Annotated in this window: 37 protein-coding genes and 1 pseudogene; 16 read left to right on the forward strand and 22 right to left on the reverse strand. The window is 38.0% G+C overall.

The annotated features are described in order from the left end of the window. Positions 1 to 162: 162 nt before the first annotated feature. The 7 genes from KUH03_RS31585 to KUH03_RS31615 form a co-directional block, all read right to left on the reverse strand. Positions 163 to 570 (reverse strand): hypothetical protein, encoded by a 408-nt coding sequence (locus KUH03_RS31585; protein WP_257088310.1) that lies wholly within the window; start codon positions 568 to 570, stop codon positions 163 to 165. A gap of 28 nt (positions 571 to 598) precedes the next feature. Next, positions 599 to 904, reverse strand: a complete 306-nt coding sequence (locus KUH03_RS31590) for a hypothetical protein (RefSeq protein WP_257088311.1) — start codon at positions 902 to 904, stop codon at positions 599 to 601. Positions 905 to 948: 44 nt separating this feature from the next. Further along, positions 949 to 1,266, reverse strand: a complete 318-nt coding sequence (locus tag KUH03_RS31595; RefSeq protein ID WP_257088312.1) for a site-2 protease family protein — start codon at positions 1,264 to 1,266, stop codon at positions 949 to 951. Between the two features lie 533 nt (positions 1,267 to 1,799). After that, complete coding sequence (locus tag KUH03_RS31600) at positions 1,800 to 2,294, reverse strand: GNAT family N-acetyltransferase (protein ID WP_257088313.1); 495 nt, start codon at positions 2,292 to 2,294, stop codon at positions 1,800 to 1,802. Then, complete coding sequence (locus tag KUH03_RS31605) at positions 2,275 to 2,574, reverse strand: DUF1778 domain-containing protein (protein WP_257088314.1); 300 nt, start codon at positions 2,572 to 2,574, stop codon at positions 2,275 to 2,277. The genes KUH03_RS31600 and KUH03_RS31605 overlap by 20 nt, the downstream gene beginning before the upstream one ends. Positions 2,575 to 3,111: 537 nt before the next feature. Further along, a complete protein-coding gene (locus tag KUH03_RS31610; RefSeq protein WP_257088315.1) occupies positions 3,112 to 3,690 on the reverse strand; it encodes a hypothetical protein in 579 nt (192 codons plus the stop codon). A gap of 851 nt (positions 3,691 to 4,541) precedes the next feature. Next, complete coding sequence (locus tag KUH03_RS31615) at positions 4,542 to 5,003, reverse strand: VOC family protein (protein ID WP_257088316.1); 462 nt, start codon at positions 5,001 to 5,003, stop codon at positions 4,542 to 4,544. Between the two features lie 212 nt (positions 5,004 to 5,215). Here KUH03_RS31615 and KUH03_RS31620 point away from each other — a divergent pair, with 212 nt between their 5' ends. Both KUH03_RS31620 and KUH03_RS31625 read left to right on the forward strand, forming a co-directional pair. After that, complete coding sequence (locus tag KUH03_RS31620) at positions 5,216 to 5,752, forward strand: cysteine hydrolase family protein (RefSeq protein ID WP_257088317.1); 537 nt, start codon at positions 5,216 to 5,218, stop codon at positions 5,750 to 5,752. A gap of 67 nt (positions 5,753 to 5,819) precedes the next feature. Continuing rightward, positions 5,820 to 6,218 (forward strand): VOC family protein, encoded by a 399-nt coding sequence (locus tag KUH03_RS31625; protein WP_257088318.1) that lies wholly within the window; start codon positions 5,820 to 5,822, stop codon positions 6,216 to 6,218. A 49-nt stretch (positions 6,219 to 6,267) separates the two neighbouring features. Here KUH03_RS31625 and KUH03_RS31630 read toward each other — a convergent pair whose 3' ends face one another. The 13 genes from KUH03_RS31630 to KUH03_RS47045 all read right to left on the reverse strand — a co-directional run bounded on the left by KUH03_RS31630 (position 6,268) and on the right by KUH03_RS47045 (position 13,017). Next, entirely contained in the window at positions 6,268 to 6,594 is a 327-nt protein-coding gene (locus tag KUH03_RS31630; protein ID WP_257088319.1) for a sensor histidine kinase KdpD, read from the reverse strand. 187 nt (positions 6,595 to 6,781) lie between these two features. Beyond that, positions 6,782 to 7,228, reverse strand: coding sequence for a GAF domain-containing protein (locus tag KUH03_RS31635; RefSeq protein WP_257088320.1), 447 nt, complete (start codon positions 7,226 to 7,228; stop codon positions 6,782 to 6,784). Positions 7,229 to 7,792: 564 nt separating this feature from the next. Beyond that, positions 7,793 to 8,470, reverse strand: a complete 678-nt coding sequence (locus KUH03_RS31640; RefSeq protein ID WP_257088321.1) for an AI-2E family transporter — start codon at positions 8,468 to 8,470, stop codon at positions 7,793 to 7,795. 49 nt (positions 8,471 to 8,519) lie between these two features. Continuing rightward, positions 8,520 to 8,966 (reverse strand): outer membrane beta-barrel family protein, encoded by a 447-nt coding sequence (locus tag KUH03_RS31645; RefSeq protein ID WP_257097488.1) that lies wholly within the window; start codon positions 8,964 to 8,966, stop codon positions 8,520 to 8,522. Positions 8,967 to 8,979: 13 nt separating this feature from the next. Next, positions 8,980 to 9,615: a hypothetical protein gene (locus KUH03_RS31650; protein ID WP_257088322.1), complete on the reverse strand. Its 636-nt coding sequence runs from the start codon at positions 9,613 to 9,615 to the stop codon at positions 8,980 to 8,982. Positions 9,616 to 9,623: 8 nt separating this feature from the next. Further along, complete coding sequence (locus KUH03_RS31655) at positions 9,624 to 9,776, reverse strand: hypothetical protein (RefSeq protein WP_257088323.1); 153 nt, start codon at positions 9,774 to 9,776, stop codon at positions 9,624 to 9,626. Next, positions 9,773 to 10,171 (reverse strand): hypothetical protein, encoded by a 399-nt coding sequence (locus KUH03_RS31660; RefSeq protein WP_257088324.1) that lies wholly within the window; start codon positions 10,169 to 10,171, stop codon positions 9,773 to 9,775. The genes KUH03_RS31655 and KUH03_RS31660 overlap by 4 nt, the downstream gene beginning before the upstream one ends. A 383-nt stretch (positions 10,172 to 10,554) precedes the next feature. Continuing rightward, the gene (locus tag KUH03_RS31665; RefSeq protein ID WP_257088325.1) at positions 10,555 to 10,866 is read right to left on the reverse strand and encodes a DUF4974 domain-containing protein; all 312 of its coding nucleotides are present in this window, start codon (positions 10,864 to 10,866) and stop codon (positions 10,555 to 10,557) included. Beyond that, positions 10,830 to 11,063 carry a hypothetical protein gene (locus KUH03_RS31670; RefSeq protein ID WP_257088326.1) on the reverse strand — a complete coding sequence of 78 codons (234 nt, stop codon included), beginning with the start codon at positions 11,061 to 11,063 and terminating at the stop codon, positions 10,830 to 10,832. The genes KUH03_RS31665 and KUH03_RS31670 overlap by 37 nt, the downstream gene beginning before the upstream one ends. Before the next feature lie 217 nt (positions 11,064 to 11,280). Next, on the reverse strand, positions 11,281 to 11,553 hold the full coding sequence (locus tag KUH03_RS31675; protein WP_257088327.1) for a hypothetical protein: 273 nt from the start codon (positions 11,551 to 11,553) through the stop codon (positions 11,281 to 11,283). Positions 11,554 to 11,587: 34 nt separating this feature from the next. Beyond that, positions 11,588 to 12,208, reverse strand: a complete 621-nt coding sequence (locus tag KUH03_RS31680) for an RNA polymerase sigma factor (protein WP_257088328.1) — start codon at positions 12,206 to 12,208, stop codon at positions 11,588 to 11,590. Between the two features lie 3 nt (positions 12,209 to 12,211). Further along, entirely contained in the window at positions 12,212 to 12,670 is a 459-nt protein-coding gene (locus KUH03_RS47040; RefSeq protein WP_306429228.1) for an N-acetylmuramic acid 6-phosphate etherase, read from the reverse strand. Beyond that, the gene (locus KUH03_RS47045) at positions 12,649 to 13,017 is read right to left on the reverse strand and encodes a hypothetical protein (protein WP_306429229.1); all 369 of its coding nucleotides are present in this window, start codon (positions 13,015 to 13,017) and stop codon (positions 12,649 to 12,651) included. The genes KUH03_RS47040 and KUH03_RS47045 overlap by 22 nt, the downstream gene beginning before the upstream one ends. A 321-nt stretch (positions 13,018 to 13,338) precedes the next feature. On the opposite strand from KUH03_RS47045, the gene KUH03_RS31690 reads away from it, so the two are divergent. The 4 genes from KUH03_RS31690 to KUH03_RS31700 all read left to right on the forward strand — a co-directional run bounded on the left by KUH03_RS31690 (position 13,339) and on the right by KUH03_RS31700 (position 14,950). Then, positions 13,339 to 13,602, forward strand: coding sequence for a DUF3606 domain-containing protein (locus KUH03_RS31690; RefSeq protein ID WP_257088329.1), 264 nt, complete (start codon positions 13,339 to 13,341; stop codon positions 13,600 to 13,602). 110 nt (positions 13,603 to 13,712) lie between these two features. Further along, positions 13,713 to 14,144: a DUF6597 domain-containing transcriptional factor gene (locus tag KUH03_RS31695; RefSeq protein WP_257088330.1), complete on the forward strand. Its 432-nt coding sequence runs from the start codon at positions 13,713 to 13,715 to the stop codon at positions 14,142 to 14,144. A gap of 80 nt (positions 14,145 to 14,224) precedes the next feature. After that, a complete protein-coding gene (locus KUH03_RS49435) occupies positions 14,225 to 14,533 on the forward strand; it encodes a helix-turn-helix domain-containing protein (RefSeq protein ID WP_373564864.1) in 309 nt (102 codons plus the stop codon). Positions 14,534 to 14,554: 21 nt separating this feature from the next. After that, positions 14,555 to 14,950: a dihydrofolate reductase family protein gene (locus tag KUH03_RS31700; protein ID WP_257088331.1), complete on the forward strand. Its 396-nt coding sequence runs from the start codon at positions 14,555 to 14,557 to the stop codon at positions 14,948 to 14,950. A gap of 249 nt (positions 14,951 to 15,199) precedes the next feature. On the opposite strand, the gene KUH03_RS31705 is transcribed toward KUH03_RS31700, so the two are convergent. Both KUH03_RS31705 and KUH03_RS31710 read right to left on the reverse strand, forming a co-directional pair. Then, positions 15,200 to 15,685: an AraC family transcriptional regulator gene (locus KUH03_RS31705; protein ID WP_257088332.1), complete on the reverse strand. Its 486-nt coding sequence runs from the start codon at positions 15,683 to 15,685 to the stop codon at positions 15,200 to 15,202. A 40-nt stretch (positions 15,686 to 15,725) separates the two neighbouring features. Continuing rightward, entirely contained in the window at positions 15,726 to 16,097 is a 372-nt protein-coding gene (locus tag KUH03_RS31710; RefSeq protein ID WP_257088333.1) for a hypothetical protein, read from the reverse strand. Positions 16,098 to 16,292: 195 nt separating this feature from the next. Here KUH03_RS31710 and KUH03_RS31715 point away from each other — a divergent pair, with 195 nt between their 5' ends. From KUH03_RS31715 to KUH03_RS31755, 10 genes and pseudogenes are all read left to right on the forward strand, one after another. Then, complete coding sequence (locus KUH03_RS31715) at positions 16,293 to 16,772, forward strand: sugar O-acetyltransferase (protein WP_306429230.1); 480 nt, start codon at positions 16,293 to 16,295, stop codon at positions 16,770 to 16,772. Beyond that, complete coding sequence (locus KUH03_RS47050; protein WP_306429831.1) at positions 16,739 to 16,858, forward strand: hypothetical protein; 120 nt, start codon at positions 16,739 to 16,741, stop codon at positions 16,856 to 16,858. Before KUH03_RS31715 ends, KUH03_RS47050 begins: the two co-directional genes overlap by 34 nt. A 179-nt stretch (positions 16,859 to 17,037) precedes the next feature. Continuing rightward, positions 17,038 to 17,478 (forward strand): putative quinol monooxygenase, encoded by a 441-nt coding sequence (locus tag KUH03_RS31720; protein ID WP_257088334.1) that lies wholly within the window; start codon positions 17,038 to 17,040, stop codon positions 17,476 to 17,478. A 91-nt stretch (positions 17,479 to 17,569) separates the two neighbouring features. Continuing rightward, positions 17,570 to 17,986: a cupin domain-containing protein gene (locus tag KUH03_RS31725; protein WP_257088335.1), complete on the forward strand. Its 417-nt coding sequence runs from the start codon at positions 17,570 to 17,572 to the stop codon at positions 17,984 to 17,986. A gap of 147 nt (positions 17,987 to 18,133) precedes the next feature. After that, complete coding sequence (locus KUH03_RS31730; protein ID WP_257088336.1) at positions 18,134 to 19,156, forward strand: TonB-dependent siderophore receptor; 1,023 nt, start codon at positions 18,134 to 18,136, stop codon at positions 19,154 to 19,156. Positions 19,157 to 19,257: 101 nt separating this feature from the next. Next, on the forward strand, positions 19,258 to 19,617 hold the full coding sequence (locus tag KUH03_RS31735) for a hypothetical protein (RefSeq protein WP_257088337.1): 360 nt from the start codon (positions 19,258 to 19,260) through the stop codon (positions 19,615 to 19,617). Further along, positions 19,581 to 20,147, forward strand: coding sequence for a TonB-dependent receptor domain-containing protein (locus tag KUH03_RS31740; protein WP_257097490.1), 567 nt, complete (start codon positions 19,581 to 19,583; stop codon positions 20,145 to 20,147). The genes KUH03_RS31735 and KUH03_RS31740 overlap by 37 nt, the downstream gene beginning before the upstream one ends. Positions 20,148 to 20,335: 188 nt before the next feature. Beyond that, a pseudogene (locus KUH03_RS31745) lies at positions 20,336 to 20,778 on the forward strand (cytochrome-c peroxidase). An 11-nt stretch (positions 20,779 to 20,789) separates the two neighbouring features. Continuing rightward, positions 20,790 to 21,335: a cytochrome-c peroxidase gene (locus tag KUH03_RS31750; RefSeq protein ID WP_257088338.1), complete on the forward strand. Its 546-nt coding sequence runs from the start codon at positions 20,790 to 20,792 to the stop codon at positions 21,333 to 21,335. Beyond that, complete coding sequence (locus KUH03_RS31755) at positions 21,295 to 21,669, forward strand: molybdopterin-dependent oxidoreductase (RefSeq protein WP_257088339.1); 375 nt, start codon at positions 21,295 to 21,297, stop codon at positions 21,667 to 21,669. The genes KUH03_RS31750 and KUH03_RS31755 overlap by 41 nt, the downstream gene beginning before the upstream one ends. The last annotated feature ends 30 nt before the right edge of the window (positions 21,670 to 21,699 follow it).

Consider the following 21,699-nt stretch of genomic DNA (forward strand, 5'->3'; position numbering starts at 1 on the left):
TATCGCAATAATTTGGCCTATTTATGGACATTTTCAGCGAAAGAAAATTGTTCGTGTTGCCGTGGACGAATATATAAGTTTTAATTTAGTGATCACATTTATTAGACCATTGTCCTTCTAGTTTTAGCTTTACACGATCGTATATCACTTTGTCTACCAGGTTTAGTTCCGCCAGATGAAGCTGCACAAATTCCCAGCAACGTTCCCTCTTTTTTGATTTTCCTGTTGTTGATAGGCCAGAGTTAAATACATTGCTGTCAATAGTGTTGTGCTGTTTACATAATCAAAATCCATTTGTGGGGACAATATGTCTTCGCCGCGATCCCATTCTTCGTTTTCGACCAAAATGCAGCCCCAGGTATGGCGTATAGGATCGAATTCGGGCAACAGATGCAGCGCTTGCTGTCCCGCTACTGTAGCCTTTTCGATATCGCCTTGAACCAGATAGATATTGGCATAAAGATTATGTAGATAGCCTGCTAAGTGTTCAACTTCTTTCATAGCCAGCTGATCTTCCACTTCCTTCAGACAGCACAATGCTTTATCATAATCCCCAGATTGAAATAACATAATCCGATATTAAACTGAAGGGAACAGGTCAGTGTTGGGCCAGATTCGAACAGAGTTTTAGGCATTCCTGAAATTTCGCTAATGCCTCATTATATCGATGTTCTGCCATATTATCATCTCCTTCCAGGCTGAGGTCTATCGCTTCACTGCTTGCACCCTTTTTGTATTTTCCTAGTAGTATGTTCAGGATAATCCGTCCATCAAAATCCATCGGGAAACCATTTATTTTTCTTCTCAAGGGCAGTAAATTGGTTAGCCCTATCAATAACTGCATATAGCCAAACCATAGACCGAAAGCGATTGTTCCCGAAAAATCTATAGAAAATGGAACCATGATTATGACTGCAATTCCAATAGCGATATTGACCAGAGGCCCGCCTAGGCAGCTACAAATGTTTTGAGTCTGTAATATTTGCCGTCTGTTATATTGAGCATGACATAGCCGCCCTGAAATTTGGAATTCAGATTCAGCTTACTCTTAAAGAAATGTGTTCGCATCAGCATGTGTCCAGTGCCAATAACGATGCGATTCGGATATTCACCGACCAGCCGCGTGAAAATCCAATGTCCCCATTCGTGTATGATCAGCGCAATCGAAAGACCCAGTAGACAAAAGGAATAATTTATGGCCATCATACCGAAGTAATTAAACGGCATTGGCATAAATAATACAACTGTCCCGAACACCAGGCTCATCCAGCCATACTTGGACATGCATGCGAGTAGTAATTTTTAGTCATTTGCTTAGGTTAATAGTTTATATTCCTCCATATTGGCAATCGGAGGTATTATACATATTCTTTAAAGATCAAACCCTAGTTCGCATAGCTTTGTCAAGATTCGCGAAACCTGTAATCCCATGGTTATTTTTGTTAAATGCTATAGAAATGTTTACATTTAAGAAATAATAATCAAGAGATGAAGTCTAAATTAATAAAACGATTTTTTATTCTATTCGTTTTAATTCTGACCTTAATACTAACAGGATTTTATATTTCTTTTCGGGATATGGTTATTCCTGGTTGGCACACACTCATTATCCCAGGGTTTATACTTAAATTCTCCATTATGGCTGTCCTCTCAATTTGCTTGGTTTGGAGTGGAATGCTTTTTTATCAACCACAGCAGGGGCTCGGAGATAATATTATCATTGGTCGATTTTGAAGACGCCACTATACCACATGATAGCAAAGGAGGGGGCTGTATAGTGTTTTAAAGAAAGATCTTGATTACTTTGCCAGTCTTTCAATCGTTTTTATAGAAATCATCATTTTTCCAGATGTGGGTAAGTATATAAATCCATATTTTTTATAAAATTCGATTGCTTGATCATTTAATGGATCTACTATAATGCATAATATTCCAAGATCCTTTGAAAGTGTTAAACATTTAAATAATGCGTCAAATAAGAGAATTTCTCCGTATCCTTTTCCTTTGGCACTGTTATCAATGGCTAATCTTCCTAGAAGTACACAAGGCAAAGCGGAGTATGATGGTGGAAACTTCTTTGAAAGTTCTTCTGGCATACTGTCTTTATCTACTGAATTGCTTGAAAGCGTGTAATAGCCGATTACATTATTTTTCTCATCCACCATCACGGTACATGTCGCCAATTTCTTCTTTATATCCTGACTAGCTTGTAGCTTTAAATATCTGTCAAGTAAATCTTCTCCACACGTAAATTTATCCTTATTGCAGTCGCTATCAAATGTCTGTATTTTCATTTTGCTCGCTCAAAAATTTATTATAATTTTTATGAGCTTGTTTCAATTTGGAATTCGGTTCTGCTGGATTTACGATAGCATCAACGAAAATCTTCTTATCTTCCAATGATTTTAATATTTCATTATTGTCTTTGATTATTGTTTTTGCCTCTTTGTAAAGACAATAAACAATAAATTCGGAAAGACTCTTAAAACCACTTAAAGTAGAGGCATATTTAACAAGCTCCTTTTGTTCTTTGCTAATACGAACATCAATTCTATCGTTAATTACTGCTCCCATGGTTATATTATCTATTTGTTTATATTTTCAGTTTTTGAGTTCTTTGTTTTTTCAGTCTTTGAGTTCTTTTTTTTCGTCTTTTTTTTTTTTTTAGTTTTTGAGTTCTTTGTTTTTTCGTTTTTGTGTGTTATTCAATAGTATCGATCAACTAGATCAACATATTAAAATTCGTACTAGCTTTACAAAGGTACGTTAAATTTACGTACATTATAAGTCTTCTCCAAACTTTTTAATTGAGGAAAGAGAAGACAATTCTTATAGTGCTAATCACTATTTTCTTGATTCCCAGTTTACCCATTGTCAACAACTATGTTGCCCATAAATTAGATGAAGGCATTTTGGATATGCTAACTTAGAAATGAAAATGGTGCGACGGCATTAGATGGCTAAATACTACTGAAACTTATCCAATCTGGTGGGATTTGTCAAGATGAATATCTTTGTGAAAATAAATATATGGCAATGGATCGATGATCCGTTTATAAGGTCTTCAGTCAAAAGTTATACTTTCCAAGATGATGTCTACTCACTCTATGGTCAATCATTATTGATTAAGTCAATTCCTTTTTTGAGTAAGTTATTGATTTCTTTATTTAGAGACCAAATCGAAAAACAATAAAACCCTAAATTTAAAATTCCTATCAATGCAATCATAGCTGTAAGCCCTTCGTCTTTATACATTTTGTATGCAATTATTGAAAAAACAGGACATAACAGAAATAAGATAATGGCAATAGTTAATGATTTCTTGTTGAATTTTTGTTTTTCTACAATGACTGCGGTTTTTCTGTTGTTGAGTTCTTTCTGATAGGACAAAAATGATGAAAATTCATTGTTTTCACTCATCGCAAACCCAGTTCCTTGTCCGATTAAATCTTCAATTACTAAAAATTTTATGTCGATTGGATTATCTGCTTCTATTGCGTTCAATTCATTGTCAATTATAGTATAGAAATTATTTAGCGAATTGTAAAATGCGGATAATTGAGTTATATCAATTTCAAGCTTGTCATCGGTTTCAAATTGAGCTTTGACATACGTTATAAAATCATCAAATAGTGGAATTGCTTCTGGAAAATGCTTTTGTAAAAATATCCTGCTTTTTGATGAGTTCATATCTAAAGCTTGTTCGCTGATGGTAATACTGTTGGGATTAAGTTCTGAAAATTGCTCAAAATTCTGTTGATTACCAATTTCTTGATCCGCGAGAGACGATTGCCAATCCTGAAAATATTTTTTTAATATTGTTTTGTCTATAAGTGCAATCCAAAAAAGGGCAATGAATTGTTTGCCTCAAAGAGGTACAAATTTCTACCGGTTTTTCTCAGATATAAATAACTTCTATATCCCATTTTCTGAATAAATTATTGCTCAACTCCTGTTTTATTTTCAATACTAAAAATACATGAAAATTTTTCTAATATATTGTCAGATTGAGCGAATGTAACTTCGTATCTCCCAGCTTTTACAGTCATCCCTATGGCTCTAGTTCTGACAGTCCATTGGCCCACAGGTATAACGAATCTATTTGTTCCGCTTCCTGTTTAATTACCCCGAATTCGGGGTAATTAAAATCATATTATACAAAGATTATTGGGAATCAATTTCTTTTTATCCAACACCGTTCGCAAGGCTTTGTATAATCCTAAAAGCAGGATGATCAGGCAAGTCAGTGTTAGACCAAGATATTGCACCACCCAACCGATAAGAATTGCAACAATATGGATCTTGCCGTTCTCCGGTCTGAACATATTCCTGTGAAAAGGTAAAAGGCAAAGGTAATGAACACGCCCAACCAGATCAGCGCATAAACGTAATGCAGCGGATTTTTACTGAATTGATAATTTCTCAACATAGTCATCTTAAATTTAAATATATAGCGATTTGCGTCTTGTTTATGAAGAGATTTACAATTCGCTTGATGAGATTTATGAATCGTTGGGTCGTGATCGATCAGCATCTTGTTTTTAGAAATCCGCAATAATGATCTTTTTCATTCCCATCATTTTTTTGAAGGCACCGGGTCTTTTGTTGAGTTCCTCCCAATTTTCGGGACAAACCTGCCAGCTTAATCCGTATTTGTCTTTCAGCCATCCACAAACGCTCTCCTGTCCTCCATCCGATGTAAGAGCTTCCCAGTAGTAGTCTATTTCAGTTTGGTCTTTGCAGGGGATCATCAGCGAAATAGCCTCGTTAAATTTGAATATCGGTCCGGCATTGATCCCAATAAAACGCATTCCCAAAAGCTCAAACTCTACGGTAAGCACTTTTCCAGCAAAATCCTTCTGAAAATCAGCCAGCCCTTCGGCTTCAGAATTCGGGTAATACGTAGTATTGATTATTTTTCCATCTTTGAAAACCGATAGGTAATATGCTGCGGCTTCCTGTGCGTTGTTGTCAAACCATAGGTTTGGAATTATCTTTTGCATAGCTTTATATTTTTGGTTATTATCTACTTATTTGAACTATGATAAGTTACTGTCTTACAAATCTAACAGATCTGTTCTTTGATCAACTTGGCATAGGATAAGAAATAGAACTGCATATATAAGGCATTTCATCTCGTTCGTGGTCGAATATACTGTTTGATAATAAACATTTGTTATATTTATCCTTCAAATTATCGCTAAGCAAGTTTAGGATGAAAGCCTTACTGATTATAGATATGCAACAGGGAAGTTTTAAGCCCTATACGCTACGGTATGATACCTTTGGTGTCATTGATCGGATAAACAAACTTTCTGAACAGTTCAGAAAGAACGGTAATCTGGTTATTTTTATCCAACATGATGGCACAAGGGAGAACTGTTTCCTTCCTGGTACAGAAGATTGGTCTTTATTGCCTGAATTAATCAGAGGTCCTGAAGATATATTTGTTTCTAAGACAACGAATAATTCATTTTATAAAACAGATCTTCAGACGATATTGCAGCGTAGGGGAGTGAAGGAACTGATCGTGACCGGATGTGCTACAGATTTCTGTGTGGATGCCACGATAAAATCAGCGCTAACAAGGGATTATTTTATCACCGTAGTTTCAGATGGACATACGACTGCTGACAGACCAATGGTCCCCGCTAAGCAGGTGATAGCCTATTTCAATTGGATATGGTCAGAAATGACCCCGACGCAAGGGATGATCAAAGTTGAATCCTGTCATGCTATTCTAGAGACTTAAGTATGGCGTGGATAGACCCTATCCGGTACACAAAAGAATGTTTTAAATTTCGAGAATCCATCAGATTATGAAACAATCCATTGCCCGTATTGCTTTAGTAGTGAGAGACTATGATGAAGCAATTGAATTTTATACGAAAAAACTTGATTTTAGTCTTATTGAAGATACAAAACTTGATGAGCATAAAAGGTGGGTCGTTGTAGCACCTCCGGGTTCAAATGATTGTTGTTTGTTATTAGCAAAAGCTGCAAATGATGAACAATTAAAGAGCATTGGAAATCAAACTGGAGGAAGAGTTTTTTTATTTCTTTTTACAGATGACTTTTGGAGGGATTACAATAAAATGAAAGATAGAAGTATAAATTTTGTAAGACCTCCTGCTGAGCATGAATATGGAACGGTTGCGGTTTTCGAAGATCTGTACGGAAATCTTTGGGATTTGTTACAACCTAAATCCCCGATTTAAAATTTCTGATTTTGTATTTCGATTAACGCTGCATTGGACAACAAACCTATTATTTTATAGGTATCCAGAGTTTGAATGTGATTTTCGTGTCCTCTCTTATTATTTCCACATCCCCTTTATGAAATTTCGCTATTTCTTTGGTCACATACAGCCCCAGACCGAGTCCCTTGCTACCTGAACCTCGCACGAATGGCTTAAATAGATCCGGAGTATTTGGAAGATGGCTGGTTGAGAGGTGATTTGTTACACGGAAAATAAAATTGTCCTTTTCTATAAATGCACTTATTTCGATTTCTTTATGCGGTGCCCCATGCTTTATCGCATTACTGATGAGGTTGACAAAGGCACGTCCCATTTTGTTTTTATCACTGTGCACATTGAGGGAAGTCTCAGAGTTGTTAAGATCGTTCTGTCATGTATTACTTCAAATTCGGACAATATTTGTTGGATTAACTGCTCCATACTCACAAGTTCGGTAAGACTTTCAACCTCACGACCAAACCGGGTATTGCTAAAATCTAAAATATCATCTATTACCCCTTTCATACGGCTAGAAGTATTTTCTATTTTTTTGCCAGAATTTTTTGTGTTCCATTTTCTAGATTCTGCTCTAGATATTGAGATAATAATTTTATTATACTAATGGGATTGTTGAGGTCATGGGCTAATGAAAATAAAATAAGATCTCTGTTTTTGGAATAAATGCGTTCCTGCTCGAGCATATTTCTGAAATGCTGTGTTTCATTATTATCGCTAAAATTAATAGCAATGAGATCACCACAGAATGGAAATAGCGTTTCCAATTTAGGTCGGTCAAACTCAACTGGCTCATCGTTCATAAAACTTAAGTGGCCAACAATAGTTTTATTTTTATTGAGTATGGGATAGGAAATGTAGCTTTTTAATCCAAATTCCTGAAGGATTTCACCCCATTGCTGTTTTGCACATCGGTCTATATTGTCAATATAAATTGGTTCCAAACCTTTTCTTACTTCCTGATAGATTTTCACATAGATATCGCTATCTTGAACGATGATCTGTTGAGATTGGTAATCATAGACACAGCAATTTTCCCATTTATTACCTTTTTTTTACGTATCAAGCCGTATCTCATTTGGATATGATTACACATCGTTTCCAGAATTCTTTGGCTAGAATCGATCTGGCCTATGTCGGTATTTTTTTGTTCCGTTGATTTGTCTTATTCTGGGATGTCATATCTCGTATTGTTTATTGTTTGACTTGCGCGCTTATTCTTACCTGAAGGCCATGATGATCAATGCTAATTGCTCAAATGAGTATTAATAGGATCTCTTATAATTTTATTTAATAGCAACTATCTTGAATAACAATAAATAGACGCAGATCGTTTCATAATTTTAGATTTTAATAATGAAATGGACCCAATTCTATTGTGTCGGGCCGTAATCAAGCTTTCATTAGAGATTCCGAGGGAAACGAACATAATTTTAAGGATTTAAAAATAGGCAATTGACAAGTCCAGCTATTGTTTATTGCACCCGTTTCAATATGCCTTCAACGCGATAATGGATTTCGGCTGTGGATTTATTAGATCATTTTTGATCTTCATTGTCTTCATCTTTCGATAGATCCTTATAAGGGAGTTCTTCAGACTCATTGATTTCGGTGTAGGAGATTTTTGAATTGGATGTACCGGAGCTTTTATTTTCAATGTGTACATCGACATCCATTTTAATATTCTTATTATTTTTGGGCATTTTGACAATACCCCATTTCATTAGGAGTTGCTGTGTAGAATTTCGTTTGAGATGATCTTTTTCAGGTTCGCCGATCAAGAAACCTATGGCCTCCATATTTGGGTTTGCGTCAAATATAACCTTGAGGGTTGCTATGAGGGGTAAAGCGATGATTAATCCAGCCAGTCCAAAAAGCATTCCACTTAAAAGAATACCGATAATTGCCATCAGGGGATTAATGCTGACTTTGCTGCCCACGATATTAGGTGTAATAATATTGCCTTCTAAAAATTGTACCACTTGAAACCAGGCTATTACGCCTATAGCATACCAGGCACTATCTTTTATTGCCAGGGCGAAAAGCGCAGGCAGGATAGATCCGATAGCAATACCGATATAAGGTAAGAGCATTAATAAGGATGCTAATGAGCCAAAGAATGGAAGAAATGCGCTTGAACCATAGTCAATACCATTTTTGAAGTTGATTGATTGATATTTGATCTGCCTGTTGTTAACCTGTGTGGTAAATTGCACTATTTTATCCTGTGTATTGGAATAGAACAGATCGACAGAGATGCCATTTTTAGCATAATCCCTGTTTCAATGCGGTGGATGTATTCCGGTTGTAGATTGACATTTCCTGGATTAGCACAAAGTCGTCGATCTGTAGGGTATAGGGATTTAAATCCTTGAAAGAAGGCCGCCGTACCCTTTTTCCGTAGTTAAGATGAATAGAAGTACCCTTCTTTCCTATATTCTGCAAGAGAAAAATAGAAGGGAAAAGATTGAGATAATTTTGTTTTACCTTTTCAGAACTTGTCACCGATAGCCCGTCGATAAAAGTTTGTTCGGCCCGTAATCCTGCTTTAATTGAGAAGTTGTTGATTTTTTTATCCAGGGTGAAATAACCCATGACCAGATCTTCGTTGTATATAAACTGATTACTATATAAAGAATCGAGCTGCCAGTTATCCGCAATAAAATTATTCCTTTCGACGGTGTTATTGCGTTTTGTCTGTACATATTTGATGCCTGTCGAAAAACTAAAGTCCTTTTGATATTTTTATTGAGATCGGCCTGTATGCTGTAGATATGAGTTGTACTGGGTGAAAGATTTTGATAAATGTAGGGGCAGGGCTATTAGGTGCCGTCATGCGATAGTGATTCGATTCCCGATTGTCATTGTACAAATAATCTGCAATCACTTTAAAGCTAGATTCTAATGTATCTATTTTCAGCGAATAATTGAAGGTAGAGTTCACCATCGTCGGTCTATTCTTCCAGACATTATCCGTTGTTTTGTATAAAGTATCACCCTGCATTTGATGGGCATTATTGGTATGGAAGTCTTGGTCAGACTTAGAATTTGTCCAGATGGTCTGCAATCCAATATTTTGGTTTTTAGCGATTTCGTAGTTGGCTGTTAACCGAGCATTATAGCCATTGAGATCCTTAAAACGTTGTGTATTGCTTAGGTATTTCGAATCGTCCGGATACTGGATGTTATAGTCTGTCTTATAGCGTTGCTTATCTTTGGTATAGGCGACTGCTCCGGACAGATAGAATCGTTTGTTTTTGTAATCAAACAAGGTGCCGCCGTTAAAATAGGGGTCTTTGACATTTTGGATATAGCGAGCCAATAAGATTACCTTGAATCCATCATTTGTTCCCTTTTTCATGACTATTTTTACGATTCCGCCAAGGCCTTGTGCTTCATATTCAGCCCCGGATTGGAGATAATTTCTATTCGCTTAATATTTTCCGAAGGAATGGAACGGAGGTATTCTGCCAATTGTTCAGCAGACATCCGTTGTATAATATCATCGATCATAACGATCACAGACTGGTTGCCCCTGATCCTGATATTGCCGTTGTGGTCGACCCAGAGATTTGGTGATCGTTGTAAAGGTCGAGTGTAGATAAGCCGTTTGCAAGCATCGTCCCTTCTACATTGACGATCATACGGTCTGCCTGCCTGACATAGGGCGATCGGTTTTCCGTAATCGTTACTGTCTCCAATATGGTATTGTCGTTATCCAAGGTCAGCTTTAGTTTGCCCGTTCGATCAAGGCCATCAAACGATTTTTTGATTGATTTATAACCTAGGGAAGATACCTCGAGCAGCAAATGTCTTTGTTCAGTGGGTAGGGCTATATTAAAGCGTCCCAGCTCATCGGCAACCGTGACACCGATTATGGAATCTCCTTTTAACACCCGGATAGTTGCATAAGGCAAGGGTTTATTTTTATATCACTGATATGTCCTTCGATTTTATTTGCTCCTCGCATTTGTTCTAATGTGCTGCGAGACAAGTCAGATATTACTAGAATGTGTTTATCGAGAAATTGATACGCAAGATGATAATCCTTTAGTTTTTTGTTTAATAGATAATCCAGTGTAAGCTGCTTTGTGTCTACCGTCAGGGTCATGTCTTCCATAACAATCTCATCGCTGTAAAATACAGTATAACCACATTGACTTTGAATCATATGAAAGACATCCTTCAAAGGGTATGTACCTGGTTCCACGCGGATATGACCTACCTGTGCTAGACACAACTGCAAGCCAACTACAGTGATTATTAGTGATAAAATCGATCTTGTAAACATTTTCATTTTTTAGCGTAAAAGGATCACACTATCTCTTATCTCATATTCAAAAGGATAGCTGGCTTTTAATGCGTGTAATAGTTCGTTTATTTTAAGATTCTTACTTGCAAAAGCTCCAGTGAATTTGGCGTCCATCAATTTCTTGTTTTCAAAGATTACTTTCATACCATAGGTTTTACCAACTTTTTCCATCAGATCTTTTAGTGGTTGATTTTTGAATATAATAGAATCCTGAGTCCATAGCCTGCTAAACTCCAATTCACGGAGGCTCACTTTATTGATCACTAGATCAGGAACGCCTTTTGCGTTTTTTGCTTCCATACAGCTCTTTCTCCCGGCGTAATGGTAAAAACGCGATCTGGCGAATCGCTATGGATTAACTCAACCTTTCCATGGTACAACACAAGTTCGGATTCATCCTTGGATAGGTTTGGCTTTATGGTAAAACTCGTCCCCACAACATGTACTTTCCAATCTCCCACAGTGATATGCATCGGATGCAAGGTATCCTTTGCCACGTCAAAAATGCGGTGCCATCTAGGAGAAGTTCTCTGTTACCTTTTCCGTAGTTGCTATTGTAGCTTAATGTAGCATGTTTATCCAAGGTTACCTTTGTCCCATCTTTCAATACAAGAGCGACTATTTTCGTTCCTGATTCTTGGATTACGGTTTCTTCAATAGCTTTGGGATTGAAGTATCTGATGCCAATAAGAACAAAAATCAGTAAAACTGCAGCTATGCTTCCAAAACGAAAGACCATTTTACGGTAATTATTGGTTTTTGCTGCAGGACCTTCCGTTGCATCAATTTTTTCCATATAGCATCTAATTTGTTCTTATTAGTCGATTCGTTGTGTCTCGGGTTTTTGTAAAACTCTTCTAACAGGAGACTTATCTCTTTATCCTGCTTATGCTCCACTAGATATAGATCGTAATCCAACTGTTCGCTTGCGGTCAATCCATCAGCTAACTTTTTAGCGAATAATCTTAAAAAATCATCTTTGTCCATTGTGTTTATTTTTTGATAACTGTTTAATTGCCTACTAGAAAAGTGATAATAAAAAGCGTTTGAAATTTGGTTTATTCATAATTGACTGCTCCTTCTTCCAATAGACTTCGATATAATTTGAGAGATATTTGACCGCTCTGTAGAGTTGATTTTCTACGGTACGCAGCGAAATATCCAGTAGCTCGGCGACTTCTTTCTGTTTTAAGCCATCTTCTCGGATCAATGTAAAAATGACTTTGCGTTGTATAGGTAAGGAATTCACCGCTTCCGTCAGTATGGCATGTAGTTCCTTGTCAATCAATGCATCGAGAGGGCTGGGAGTTTGAGCAGCAGTACGTTCCTCCAGTTCGTTATCAATTGTTTGGGTGGTATTGGCGTTCTTTCGGATCTCATTTAGGCAGCTATTTTTCAAGGATTTATAGAGATATAGCTGTGGTTTTTGGATATCTCGGATTATCGCTCTTTTTGTCCATATTTGTACAAAGAGATCCGATACGATTTCCTCCGCCGTATCGGCATCCGCAAGCATTTGCTTTGCGAAATTCAGTAATCTTGACGCATAGCATGAATAGAATTCATTAAAGGCTTGTTTATCGCCCTGATTGATCTTTTCAAATAACGTGGACAAGTGTGAGCTATGTGGCTGGTTATTCATGTGCTAATCATTATAATGTTCCAGTACAGCCCGTACGCTACCGTATTTCTGCAAATTGGTTAATGCTTGATATTCCGTACAGCCGAGTTCGTCCATGATAAAAAGTACGCCTCTTTTTATCAGTTTATCGTTTGAAATCTTCATGTCTATCATTTTGTTGCCTTTGACCTTGCCCAACTGAATCATGGCTGATGTACTAATCATATTGAGAATTAGTTTCTGTGCCGTTCCTGCTTTCATTCGGGTCGAACCTGTGATAAACTCAGGTCCAGTGACCGCTTCAATCGGAAAATCCACTGTCTGCGCGATTTGACTTTCGGCATTGCAGACAATGCATCCTGTTGTGATACCACTGGCAGCCATTGCCTGCAATCCCGCCAATACATAAGGCGTCGAGCCCGATGCCGAAATGCCAATTACAAAATCTCTATCTGAAACATTTATTTTTTGAGGCTTTCCCACGCGGTACTCTTATTATCTTCCGCATTTTCGACCGCGTGTCTTATAGCAGTGTCTCCACCGGCGATTAGTCCGACAATGACATCGCTTGAGACACCAAATGTCGGAGGGCATTCGGATGCATCTAAAATCCCAAGCCGGCCACTTGTTCCGGCGCCAATATATATCAACCGACCATTGTTTTTAAGTTTTTTGACGACCTCATTTACAAGTATTTCAATCTGTGGAATCGCTTTCTTTACGAGCTGTGGCACTGTATTGTCCTCATCATTCATATAGTTTAACAGTTCAGCAGTATTTAACTCTTCTAGATTGCTGTATTTTGATGCACTTTCAGTCAATTTTATCATATTTCATGTAGTCATTTACCTTTAAGACACCTAAAATAAAAAAACTACTCACTCTCTTGGGGATAATTCTTTTCATATTGATTATTGCATTGTAAGGTATACCAAAAAGGGCAAATCAATTAGCTTTGATTTACCCTTTTATTTGATGTAAGCCATTTATTTTTGTAGCTATAGTTTATTCAACCCTGATCCTTGGCGATATGCTTCGTCCTACTAATTTCTCCAATCAAATAGACATATTATCATTAAGGGGCTCGATATATTGAATAAATCATTGGCTTGCAGCGTTATTATAACCTAACGTACTTCAGACGGATAAAGATGATGTTTGGAGAAATAAAAAAATCAAAGATTATTATTTCATACTGTTCTTTAGAAAAGAAAGCTGATATGGGTGATAATAAAGACAAGAGGACAAAAGATCGCGGTAAGGTTGCTTTGAATGAAAAGTATGAAGTAGATTATCTGGCAAAAGAATTGGGCGTTAGCCCAAAGGAAATTGAAATGGCTGTAGAAGCAGTTGGTAATGATCGGGCTAAAATAGAGGCATTTCTTAAAAACGAAATTGTATGGTATAGAATTTAGCACTTTCCTTCAAGATCTCATATGGCTGCAGGATGTGACCATTAAAAATCATATCGGGCTTAGTTCGAAAATAACTTTTATATTTATCTGTTCCTATAGAATCACTGCAATTGGCTTACTCAGAAACAATAGAAATGATTGAAGAAATAGCTTACCGCCCAAAATATCCGCTCAGCGGATTTATAGATTATATCTGGGTAGGAAAGTCGCCTAATCTTACCATGGATTTTGTTCATCATGCTGCATTGTTTACCGAACTTATTTTCAGTTATGGTGATGATTACGATATCAGAGGCATCAATACCGAAAAGATAAACGGTCGTACAGGAGTTCAAGTGCTATCGGGTTTAAAAAATCGACCTTTTCTGACCACAACACATGGAGCTTACGCATGCATAGGGTTAATTTTAAAACCGTTTTGCTATGGCATCCTGCTCCCAAAATTAGGAGCTCATCTTTGGAAGAAGTGGCTGCGGTTTTATTTGACTGTCTTTTTACTGCCGAGAATCCTGATTTTGCCCAAGCCGAAAAATGTTTGTTGAGGGTATTCGAAACTGTAAATACCGACCCTCACCTGATGAGGTTCGAAGCACATCTGGCTACTGAAATGGCAGGAAAGGGAATGCTGAGGGATTTCAGTAAACTGCTGCTTATTTCGCAGAAAAGTTTCATTCAGAAATTCAGAAAGCATTATTTTTTGACTCCCAGTGAATATCTGAACCTTTACAAAGTGAATAAAGCGGTCATATTGCTTCAGAATAATTCGCCGGAACGATTGACTGACATTGGGCTAAACGCTGGATTCTATGACCAGTCTCATTTTATTAGGGTATTTAAAAATTCAGTGGTTATACTCCAAAAGAATTTTCAAAATTTGGAGCAGGGTAAATTCTGTACAATTTTAACGGTGTCGAAGGATTTAATTTTGTGATATAACTTTAAATACATAAAAATGAATCAGAAAAACAAAGTCTTCATTGCCACCAGTCTGGACGGATATATTGCCGATAGGAACGGAGAAATCGATTGGCTGCTTTCCATACCGAATCCCGAGCAGGATGATATGGGCTATAAGGAATTTACTGCACAGATTGATGCGCTGGTCATGGGCCGCAATACCTTTGAAGTGGTTTGTGGTTTTGACGAATGGTATTATGATAAGCATGTTTTTGTGTTAAGCGACAGTATGATGGAGATCCCCGCAAAATTCAGGGATAAAGCTTCTCTTGTCAAAGGCTGCCTAAACGATGTACTGGCTGAAATTCATGGAAAAGGATATCATAACCTGTATATCGATGGGGAAAGACCATTCAGGGCTTTTTGCAAGAAGACCGGATTGATGAGATGATTATTACCCTGATTCCTTATCTGCTAGGGGAAGGAATTCCTTTGTTCGGAAATCTTTCTGAAATGTTGAAGTTTGAAGCTGTAGGTACAAAAATCTTTCTAAATTCAATCGTTCAAAATCATTTTGTAAGAAAAAGATAAATGGATGGAGATTTCGGAGGCTTTGATCATATGATTTCAGAATTCATTGGCCAGTTAATACGGACAATTTTGACTATTTTATGTGTCGCCACGAAATCTCCTTAACGATCTAAGAATTTAAATTCCTATACTTATTCGGTGTAACACCTGTTTTTTGTTTGAAAAGACGGGTAAAATGCTGCTGATATTTAAAGCCAAGCGCACTGGCGATTTCGTTAATGCTTTTGGACCTATCAAATATGCGTTCTTTTGCTTCATCGATGAGTTTGGATTGGATGTAATCCAATGCTGTACTGCCAGTTTCCTTTTTGATAAGGTCGCCAAAGTAATTAGGTGAAAGATGCAGTTCATCGGCACAATAAGTTACAGATGGAAGTCCTAGCACAAACGCTTTATCTGATTTAAAATAATCATTCATTAATTTTTCAAACCGTACCAAAATATCGCCATTGACATTACTACGTGTAATAAACTGCCGGTCATAAAAGCGTTGGCAATAATTTAACAAAAGTTCAATATTGGAAACAATCAGCGTTTTGCTATGCTTGTCAATATTTTGGTTAATCTCTTCCGCTATTTTTTCAATACAGTCCACAATGGTCTTACGTTCCTTTTGGATAAATGCAGGGCTTCATTCACCTCATAAGAAAGAAAAGTATAATTTTTATATTCTTTCCCAAGTTGGTTCCTTTTATAAAGTCGGGGTGAAAAACCAGCCCATATCCAGATGGTTTTATGGCGATACCTTTACTGTCAATCCCATAAATTTGGCCAGGGGACACGAATACGAGTGTTCCATCCTCATAGTCATAAGGTTGGCATCCATACCGCATGTCACCGCATTTAATATTCTTCAAAAATACGGCGTAAATGCCCATATAACGCCTGAAATTTTGAACCGTTGGTATTTCATTGAAATTTACCACACTGACAAGGGGGTGCAGGGTGTCCACTCCCATACTGTCATTGTACTGCTTGACCGTATCATATCTTTCTACCTGTTCCATAACACAAGAAATTAGAACTCAAATCTACTAAACCTGAACCTGTTTTTACTATGATCAGGCTGAATCCGTAAAACTGGTAAATAAATCCGTATCCTGTATAAAAGATCAATCTGCTTAAAAGCTGAAATTTGTATAACCATCTTGGAAGTAAACTCTCCTTCCTTATGATGGTGTGTTTTTAAATTACATGAATACATGGAATCAAACGTCATAGACATTTTTCAGCGCTTACGAAATGGAGAAACGATATCGTCCAATGATCCGCAAGCCTATAAGATGCTTGAAGCCGCGCATGCGACAAAAGAGCTGCTCATTCAGATGAACAACAGCACTGATCCCGCGGAAGTTAGAAGTTTTCTAAGCCAGATAACGGGCAGCACGATCGATGAAAGCGTTACCGTCTTTACCCCACTCTATATCAATTATGGTAAAAATACCCGCATAGGTAAAAACGTATTTATCAATTTTGACTGCACCTTCCTGGATTTGGGAGGTATCACGATTGAAGATAATGTGCTCATTGCCCCTAAAGTCAGTATATTATCGGAAGGGCATCCCATAGCCGTGGCGGATAGGCAGTCTCTTGTTCCAGGGAGTGTTCATATCAAAAGAACGCTTGGATCGGTGCAAATGCATGCATTCTGCCGGGCGTCACCATCGGCGAAAATGCCATAGTGGCCGCAGGTGCGGTAGTAACAAAGGATGTTCCCGACAATACGATAGTGGGCGGAGTACCGGCAAAAACTATTAAATCAATCTAAGCTAAATGAAACATCTTATCCTAACAATTGTTGTACTGTTTGCTTGTACACAGGCATTCAGTTAGATAAAATCAAATAAAACGGAGACTACTGTACCAAAAATCAGTGGTTTCCAAACGGGAGATGAAAACACAGGCTATGCTATTTCCCAAATAAAAAGATATTAAACAGATCGTGATATGACTAAGAATACTTTTCAATACCGTATTTCGCTGAGACGGGCGTTTCAGGTTTTACTTGTAACGGCAACATTTTTTTGCATGACAAACATTGCTCAGGGGCAACAGAATGAAATCATGGTAAGGATTTCAGAAATTGAGATACATCCTGAACATTTGGAAAAGTATAAGGAGATACTCAAAGTGGAGGCCGAGGCATCCGTAAGGCTTGAAGCAGGTGTTATCGCTATCTTCCCGATGTTCCAAAAGGACAGCCCGACACAGGTAAGGATACTAGAAATGTACAAAGACAAGCAAGCCTATCAGGCACATTTGAAAACCGAACATTTCGAAAAGTATAAGACTGGTACGCTACACATGGTCAAATCATTGAAACTTGTGGATATGGAAGCGTTGGATATGGAAACAGCAAGTCAGATTTTTAGAAAACTGAAAAATTAGCGATCTGTTACTGTCTTGAATTGAGGTTTACAAATCCAGAATTGTTTGCTTGTACACAGGCATTTAGTCAGATAAAATCAAATCAAATAAAATGGATACAACAGTACCAAAAAACAGTGATTTCCCACTGGGAGATGAAAACACAGGCTATGCACAATATTTTAGCGGAAAATCGTGGAACGCACCGCTTACGCATAACAAGGACCTGAATGTTCCAATGAACAATATTACTTTTGAACCCGGCTGCCGGAATAATTGGCATAAGCACACAGGTGGTCAGATACTTATTTGTGTCGGTGGTGTAGGGTATTATCAGGAGCGAGGAAAAGAAGCCCGCCGATTAAATCCCGGAGATGTAGTGGAGATAGCGCCGAATGTAGTGCATTGGCATGGAGCAGCACCCGATAGCTGGTTTTCACATATCGGTGTAGCCTGTAATCCGCAAACAAACGAGAATATTTGGCTGGAACCAGTTACTGACGAAGAATATTTGGAAGTCGTGAAATGATCGGTTGAGTGAATTCTGTGATAATGGTAGAAATATCAGTGATATGTATAAAAATAAAAAGCAGGTTCTTAGTATCTTTAATCAAATGATAAACCAATAGAACTCTTTGTGTAAGCTTTAGATTTAATATACATACATTTAAGATAAATGATTAAGATTATACTACCATTAAGTATGCTTTTGTTTGGAATGAACTGCGTTGTAGCTCAATCTGAAACGAAAATATCGGTTGATTCTACACAAAATGGATTCACCCTGGGTGAAGTTACCATTTATGGAAATAAAAACAGTCCTATCTTTAATGCTGTAAGGTCAGATCAGTTCCAGTCTTTTGCTAAAAACGATGTAGCCAAAGCATTAAATCTACTTCCCGGTATTTCACAATCCCAGATCGGTCCACGTAATGAAACAATGCTATACATACGTGGTTTTGATCTTAGAAGCGTTCCAGTGCTAATCGACGGCATTCCGGTATATGTTCCCTATGACGGATATGTTGATCTTGGTCGATTTCTCACCTTTGATTTGGCAGAGGTACAAATAGCTAAAGGATATACTTCTGTCAATTATGGACCAAATGCAATGGGTGGTGCAATTAACTTGATCACTAAAAAACCTATAAAACCATTTGAAGTCAACGGTGCTACCGGTTGGCAATCTGGTGGGTATCGTAGTAATTTTAACATCGGTAGCAACCTTGGTAAATTCTATGTGCAGACCGGAATTTCTAAATATAAGCGAAATTATATTCCGCTATCAAAAGACTTCGTGTCCGTAGCAAACGAAGACGGTGGTCACAGGGATAATTCTTATACAGACGATGAAAAAATCAGTTTAAAAGTTGCCTATAAACCTACAGACAATTCTGAATATGCTTTGAGCTATGCATACCAGCACGGTTCAAAAGGTTCACCTGTATACGCGGGCCAGGATACGCGTAATAGCCTTTTAGTAAACCGCGCTATTGGCAATGGCCAAAATGGGATAAACAAAGTCTATATTTTCTCTCAAATACCTCCATTGACACAACGCAATATATCCGAAGCAGGTTTTATTATGATCAATTTATCAATAAGCTCAATTCATATGATGATGCGACTTATACAACGATCAGCAAACCTTATGCGTTTACTAGTCTCTATAATGATTTTACGATTGGTGGGATCGTAGAATACGGGAAAAATTTTGGTCGGATTGATCGTTTACAGGCTAGTGTTCAATATAAGCAGGATGTCCATCGGGAAAATAATGTTGGCGAACCACGTAGGACCATGTCAGATGGCACATTTAGTGTCGGAGTTGAAAACCAATTGGATCTTACCAGACAGTTAATGTTCCTGACTGGATTAAGTTTTAATAGCCGTTCGAGCATAAAGGCGCAGGACTATAATAGCAGCAGTAAGGAAATCACAGACTATCCGTCAAATCGGAATAATGCAGTGAATATACAGGGAGCATTGCAATATAGTGTGAATGCTGAAAATTTAATTAGTCTTTCGGTTGCTAGAAAAACGAGGTTTGCAACCACCAAGGACCGTTACTCCTATCGATTGGGGACGGCTATCCTAATCCGGATCTCGCTTCCGAGTATGCTATTAACTATGATCTATCCTACAAAGGAAAGTTCCTGAATAATAGGTTGAGTTTTATTGCCTCTGTATTTCGTAGCGATATTCACAATACGATTTTGTCAGTGCCCAATGTGGCTCAAAATGCTTCAGGTGACATCTGGCTAAGCCAATTGCAAAATGTGGGCAGGACACAGAATATGGGCGTTGAAGTCGGCGTCGATTATCAGGTTGTCTCAGGCTTGCTGGTAGGGGCTAATTATACGTATATCAAGCGTAAAAACTTGACAGATCCATCTGTTTATCTTACCGATGTGCCGAAGGACAAACTTTTTGGCTATGCAAGATACTCATGGCATAATAAAATAAGTATTCAGGCAAATGGAGAATACAATTCAGGGCGTTACAGTACAGTATATGGGGTTGCTACTTCACCATTTGCTGTTTTTGGTTCGAGTGCCACAGCTCATGTTTGGAAATGGTTCTCAATTGAGGCCGGTGTCAATAATTTATTTGACCGCAATTATGCTCTTGTTGAAGGCTATCCGGAAGCCGGCAGAAATTTCTTTGCTAATTTGATTTATCGTCTTTAATGAATAGATTGAAATATATCTTTTGCCTGATTATTCTAGGTAGCGTATTGATAGCATTAAATGCTGCGATGTCGATTGATTTTTTCAAACCCGAGCCGTATCAACTGATCTATCCTAACTATTTCGGTAATCGTTACCTGATACCAAATGATAATCCCGCTACGGTTGAAGGTGTGAGCCTTGGAAGGATGCTGTTTTATGAAAAGGCATTATCTGCAGGAAACAAAATATCCTGTGGCAGCTGCCATAGGCAGGAACTGGCGTTTACCGATGGCAAAGACTTTAGCCAAGGCGCCAACGGTACGCCACAGCAACGTAATACGATGGCATTGGTGAATCTCCTGTGGACAAGAAATCTCTTTTGGGATGGAAGAGCAAAATTATTGGAGGTACAAGTGAAAGAACCCTTTTAAATATTCACGAAATGAATCAACCGATAGCCATTTCAATCCGTAAACTTGAAGCCTTAGGCATCTACAGCGAAAAATTCGGGCGAGCCTTTGGAGATACAAAGATTACGGAAGACAGAATCGCTAAAGCCCTGGCACAATTTGAGCGTACGCTGATTTCCGCGGATTCAAAATACGATCGTTATTTACAGGGAAATATCAACCTACAGCTTCCGAAGTAAATGGCATCGCCTTGTTCTATGGACGTCCCAATGCGCAAGGAAACATCCGCAGTGCGGCCTGCAGCCACTGTCATGGCGGTCCTCAGACCTATAGTGAATTGTATATGAATAACGGTTTGGACAGCATTTATAAGGATCCTGGACGTGAAGCGATTACAGGTCAGGACTATGACAAAGGAAGATTTCGAACCGTTACGCTCCGCAATATTGCACTCACGGCACCTTATATGCACGATGCGCGATTTAAAACCTTAGAAGAGGTTGTCGATCATTATAGTGATCATCTGGTTAAGAGCAAATATTTAAGTCCCTTTTTACAGAATTTATCTGGAGGGACAGCAAATAGTCAAATGAATTTGACAAAAAACGAAAAGAAGGATTTGATTGCATTCCTGCACATGCTTACAGATTCGACTTTTATTCAAGACAAGAGGTTTTCTGACCCTTTTGAAAAAGGAAACAATAATAAAAAGTTAACTTTAACTAATGGAAAAAATTGGAACACTACTGGCTGCTTTGTTATTAACCACAAGCATCTATGCACAGCAGGCTTTTAAATTAAAAGTTTCGGGAGAAGTCGGTACACCACTCGAACTTTCGCTTCAGGATCTAACAAAATTACCTCGGAAAAATGCCGCATTGACGGATCGGGATGGGAAAGTTCATCAATATACGGGAGTGCCAGTGTATGCAATTCTTCAAAAGGCAGGAGTCACATTGGGTGGAGAATTACGCGGAGCAAACCTTTCAAAATATCTGTTGGTGAAATGTGCCGATGGTTATGAAGTTTTGCTTTCACTGGCAGAAATTGACAACAGTTTCACAGACAGGAGGTTATTCTTGCGGATACGATTGAACAGCAGCCGTTGGAAGCCACAAAAGGTCCGTTGAGACTTGTTGTTCCCCGGGGAGAAAAAACCA

It is taken from the genome of Sphingobacterium sp. E70 (assembly GCF_019285695.1).
GTDB lineage: Bacteria > Bacteroidota > Bacteroidia > Sphingobacteriales > Sphingobacteriaceae > Sphingobacterium > Sphingobacterium detergens.

Coding starts and splice junctions, on each gene's coding strand:
- KUH03_RS31665 (WP_257088325.1), bottom strand. CDS start 10,866: ATGGAAGCAAAAAACGCAAAAGGCGTTCCTGATCTAGTGATCAATAAA.
- KUH03_RS47045 (WP_306429229.1), bottom strand. CDS start 13,017: ATGATAAAATTGACTGAAAGTGCATCAAAATACAGCAATCTAGAAGAG.
- KUH03_RS31600 (WP_257088313.1), bottom strand. CDS start 2,294: ATGAAAATACAGACATTTGATAGCGACTGCAATAAGGATAAATTTACG.
- KUH03_RS31595 (WP_257088312.1), bottom strand. CDS start 1,266: ATGAGCCTGGTGTTCGGGACAGTTGTATTATTTATGCCAATGCCGTTT.
- KUH03_RS31625 (WP_257088318.1), top strand. CDS start 5,820: ATGAAACAATCCATTGCCCGTATTGCTTTAGTAGTGAGAGACTATGAT.
- KUH03_RS31585 (WP_257088310.1), bottom strand. CDS start 570: ATGTTATTTCAATCTGGGGATTATGATAAAGCATTGTGCTGTCTGAAG.
- KUH03_RS31675 (WP_257088327.1), bottom strand. CDS start 11,553: ATGGACAAAGATGATTTTTTAAGATTATTCGCTAAAAAGTTAGCTGAT.
- KUH03_RS31615 (WP_257088316.1), bottom strand. CDS start 5,003: ATGCAAAAGATAATTCCAAACCTATGGTTTGACAACAACGCACAGGAA.
- KUH03_RS31710 (WP_257088333.1), bottom strand. CDS start 16,097: ATGGAACAGGTAGAAAGATATGATACGGTCAAGCAGTACAATGACAGT.
- KUH03_RS31735 (WP_257088337.1), top strand. CDS start 19,258: ATGTCAGATGGCACATTTAGTGTCGGAGTTGAAAACCAATTGGATCTT.
- KUH03_RS31690 (WP_257088329.1), top strand. CDS start 13,339: ATGATGTTTGGAGAAATAAAAAAATCAAAGATTATTATTTCATACTGT.
- KUH03_RS31725 (WP_257088335.1), top strand. CDS start 17,570: ATGGATACAACAGTACCAAAAAACAGTGATTTCCCACTGGGAGATGAA.
- KUH03_RS31720 (WP_257088334.1), top strand. CDS start 17,038: ATGACTAAGAATACTTTTCAATACCGTATTTCGCTGAGACGGGCGTTT.
- KUH03_RS31620 (WP_257088317.1), top strand. CDS start 5,216: ATGAAAGCCTTACTGATTATAGATATGCAACAGGGAAGTTTTAAGCCC.
- KUH03_RS31650 (WP_257088322.1), bottom strand. CDS start 9,615: ATGAAAAAGGGAACAAATGATGGATTCAAGGTAATCTTATTGGCTCGC.
- KUH03_RS31590 (WP_257088311.1), bottom strand. CDS start 904: ATGGTTCCATTTTCTATAGATTTTTCGGGAACAATCGCTTTCGGTCTA.
- KUH03_RS31610 (WP_257088315.1), bottom strand. CDS start 3,690: ATGAACTCATCAAAAAGCAGGATATTTTTACAAAAGCATTTTCCAGAA.
- KUH03_RS31715 (WP_306429230.1), top strand. CDS start 16,293: ATGGAATCAAACGTCATAGACATTTTTCAGCGCTTACGAAATGGAGAA.
- KUH03_RS31605 (WP_257088314.1), bottom strand. CDS start 2,574: ATGGGAGCAGTAATTAACGATAGAATTGATGTTCGTATTAGCAAAGAA.
- KUH03_RS31700 (WP_257088331.1), top strand. CDS start 14,555: ATGAATCAGAAAAACAAAGTCTTCATTGCCACCAGTCTGGACGGATAT.
- KUH03_RS31730 (WP_257088336.1), top strand. CDS start 18,134: ATGATTAAGATTATACTACCATTAAGTATGCTTTTGTTTGGAATGAAC.
- KUH03_RS31680 (WP_257088328.1), bottom strand. CDS start 12,208: ATGAATAACCAGCCACATAGCTCACACTTGTCCACGTTATTTGAAAAG.
- KUH03_RS49435 (WP_373564864.1), top strand. CDS start 14,225: ATGCTGAGGGATTTCAGTAAACTGCTGCTTATTTCGCAGAAAAGTTTC.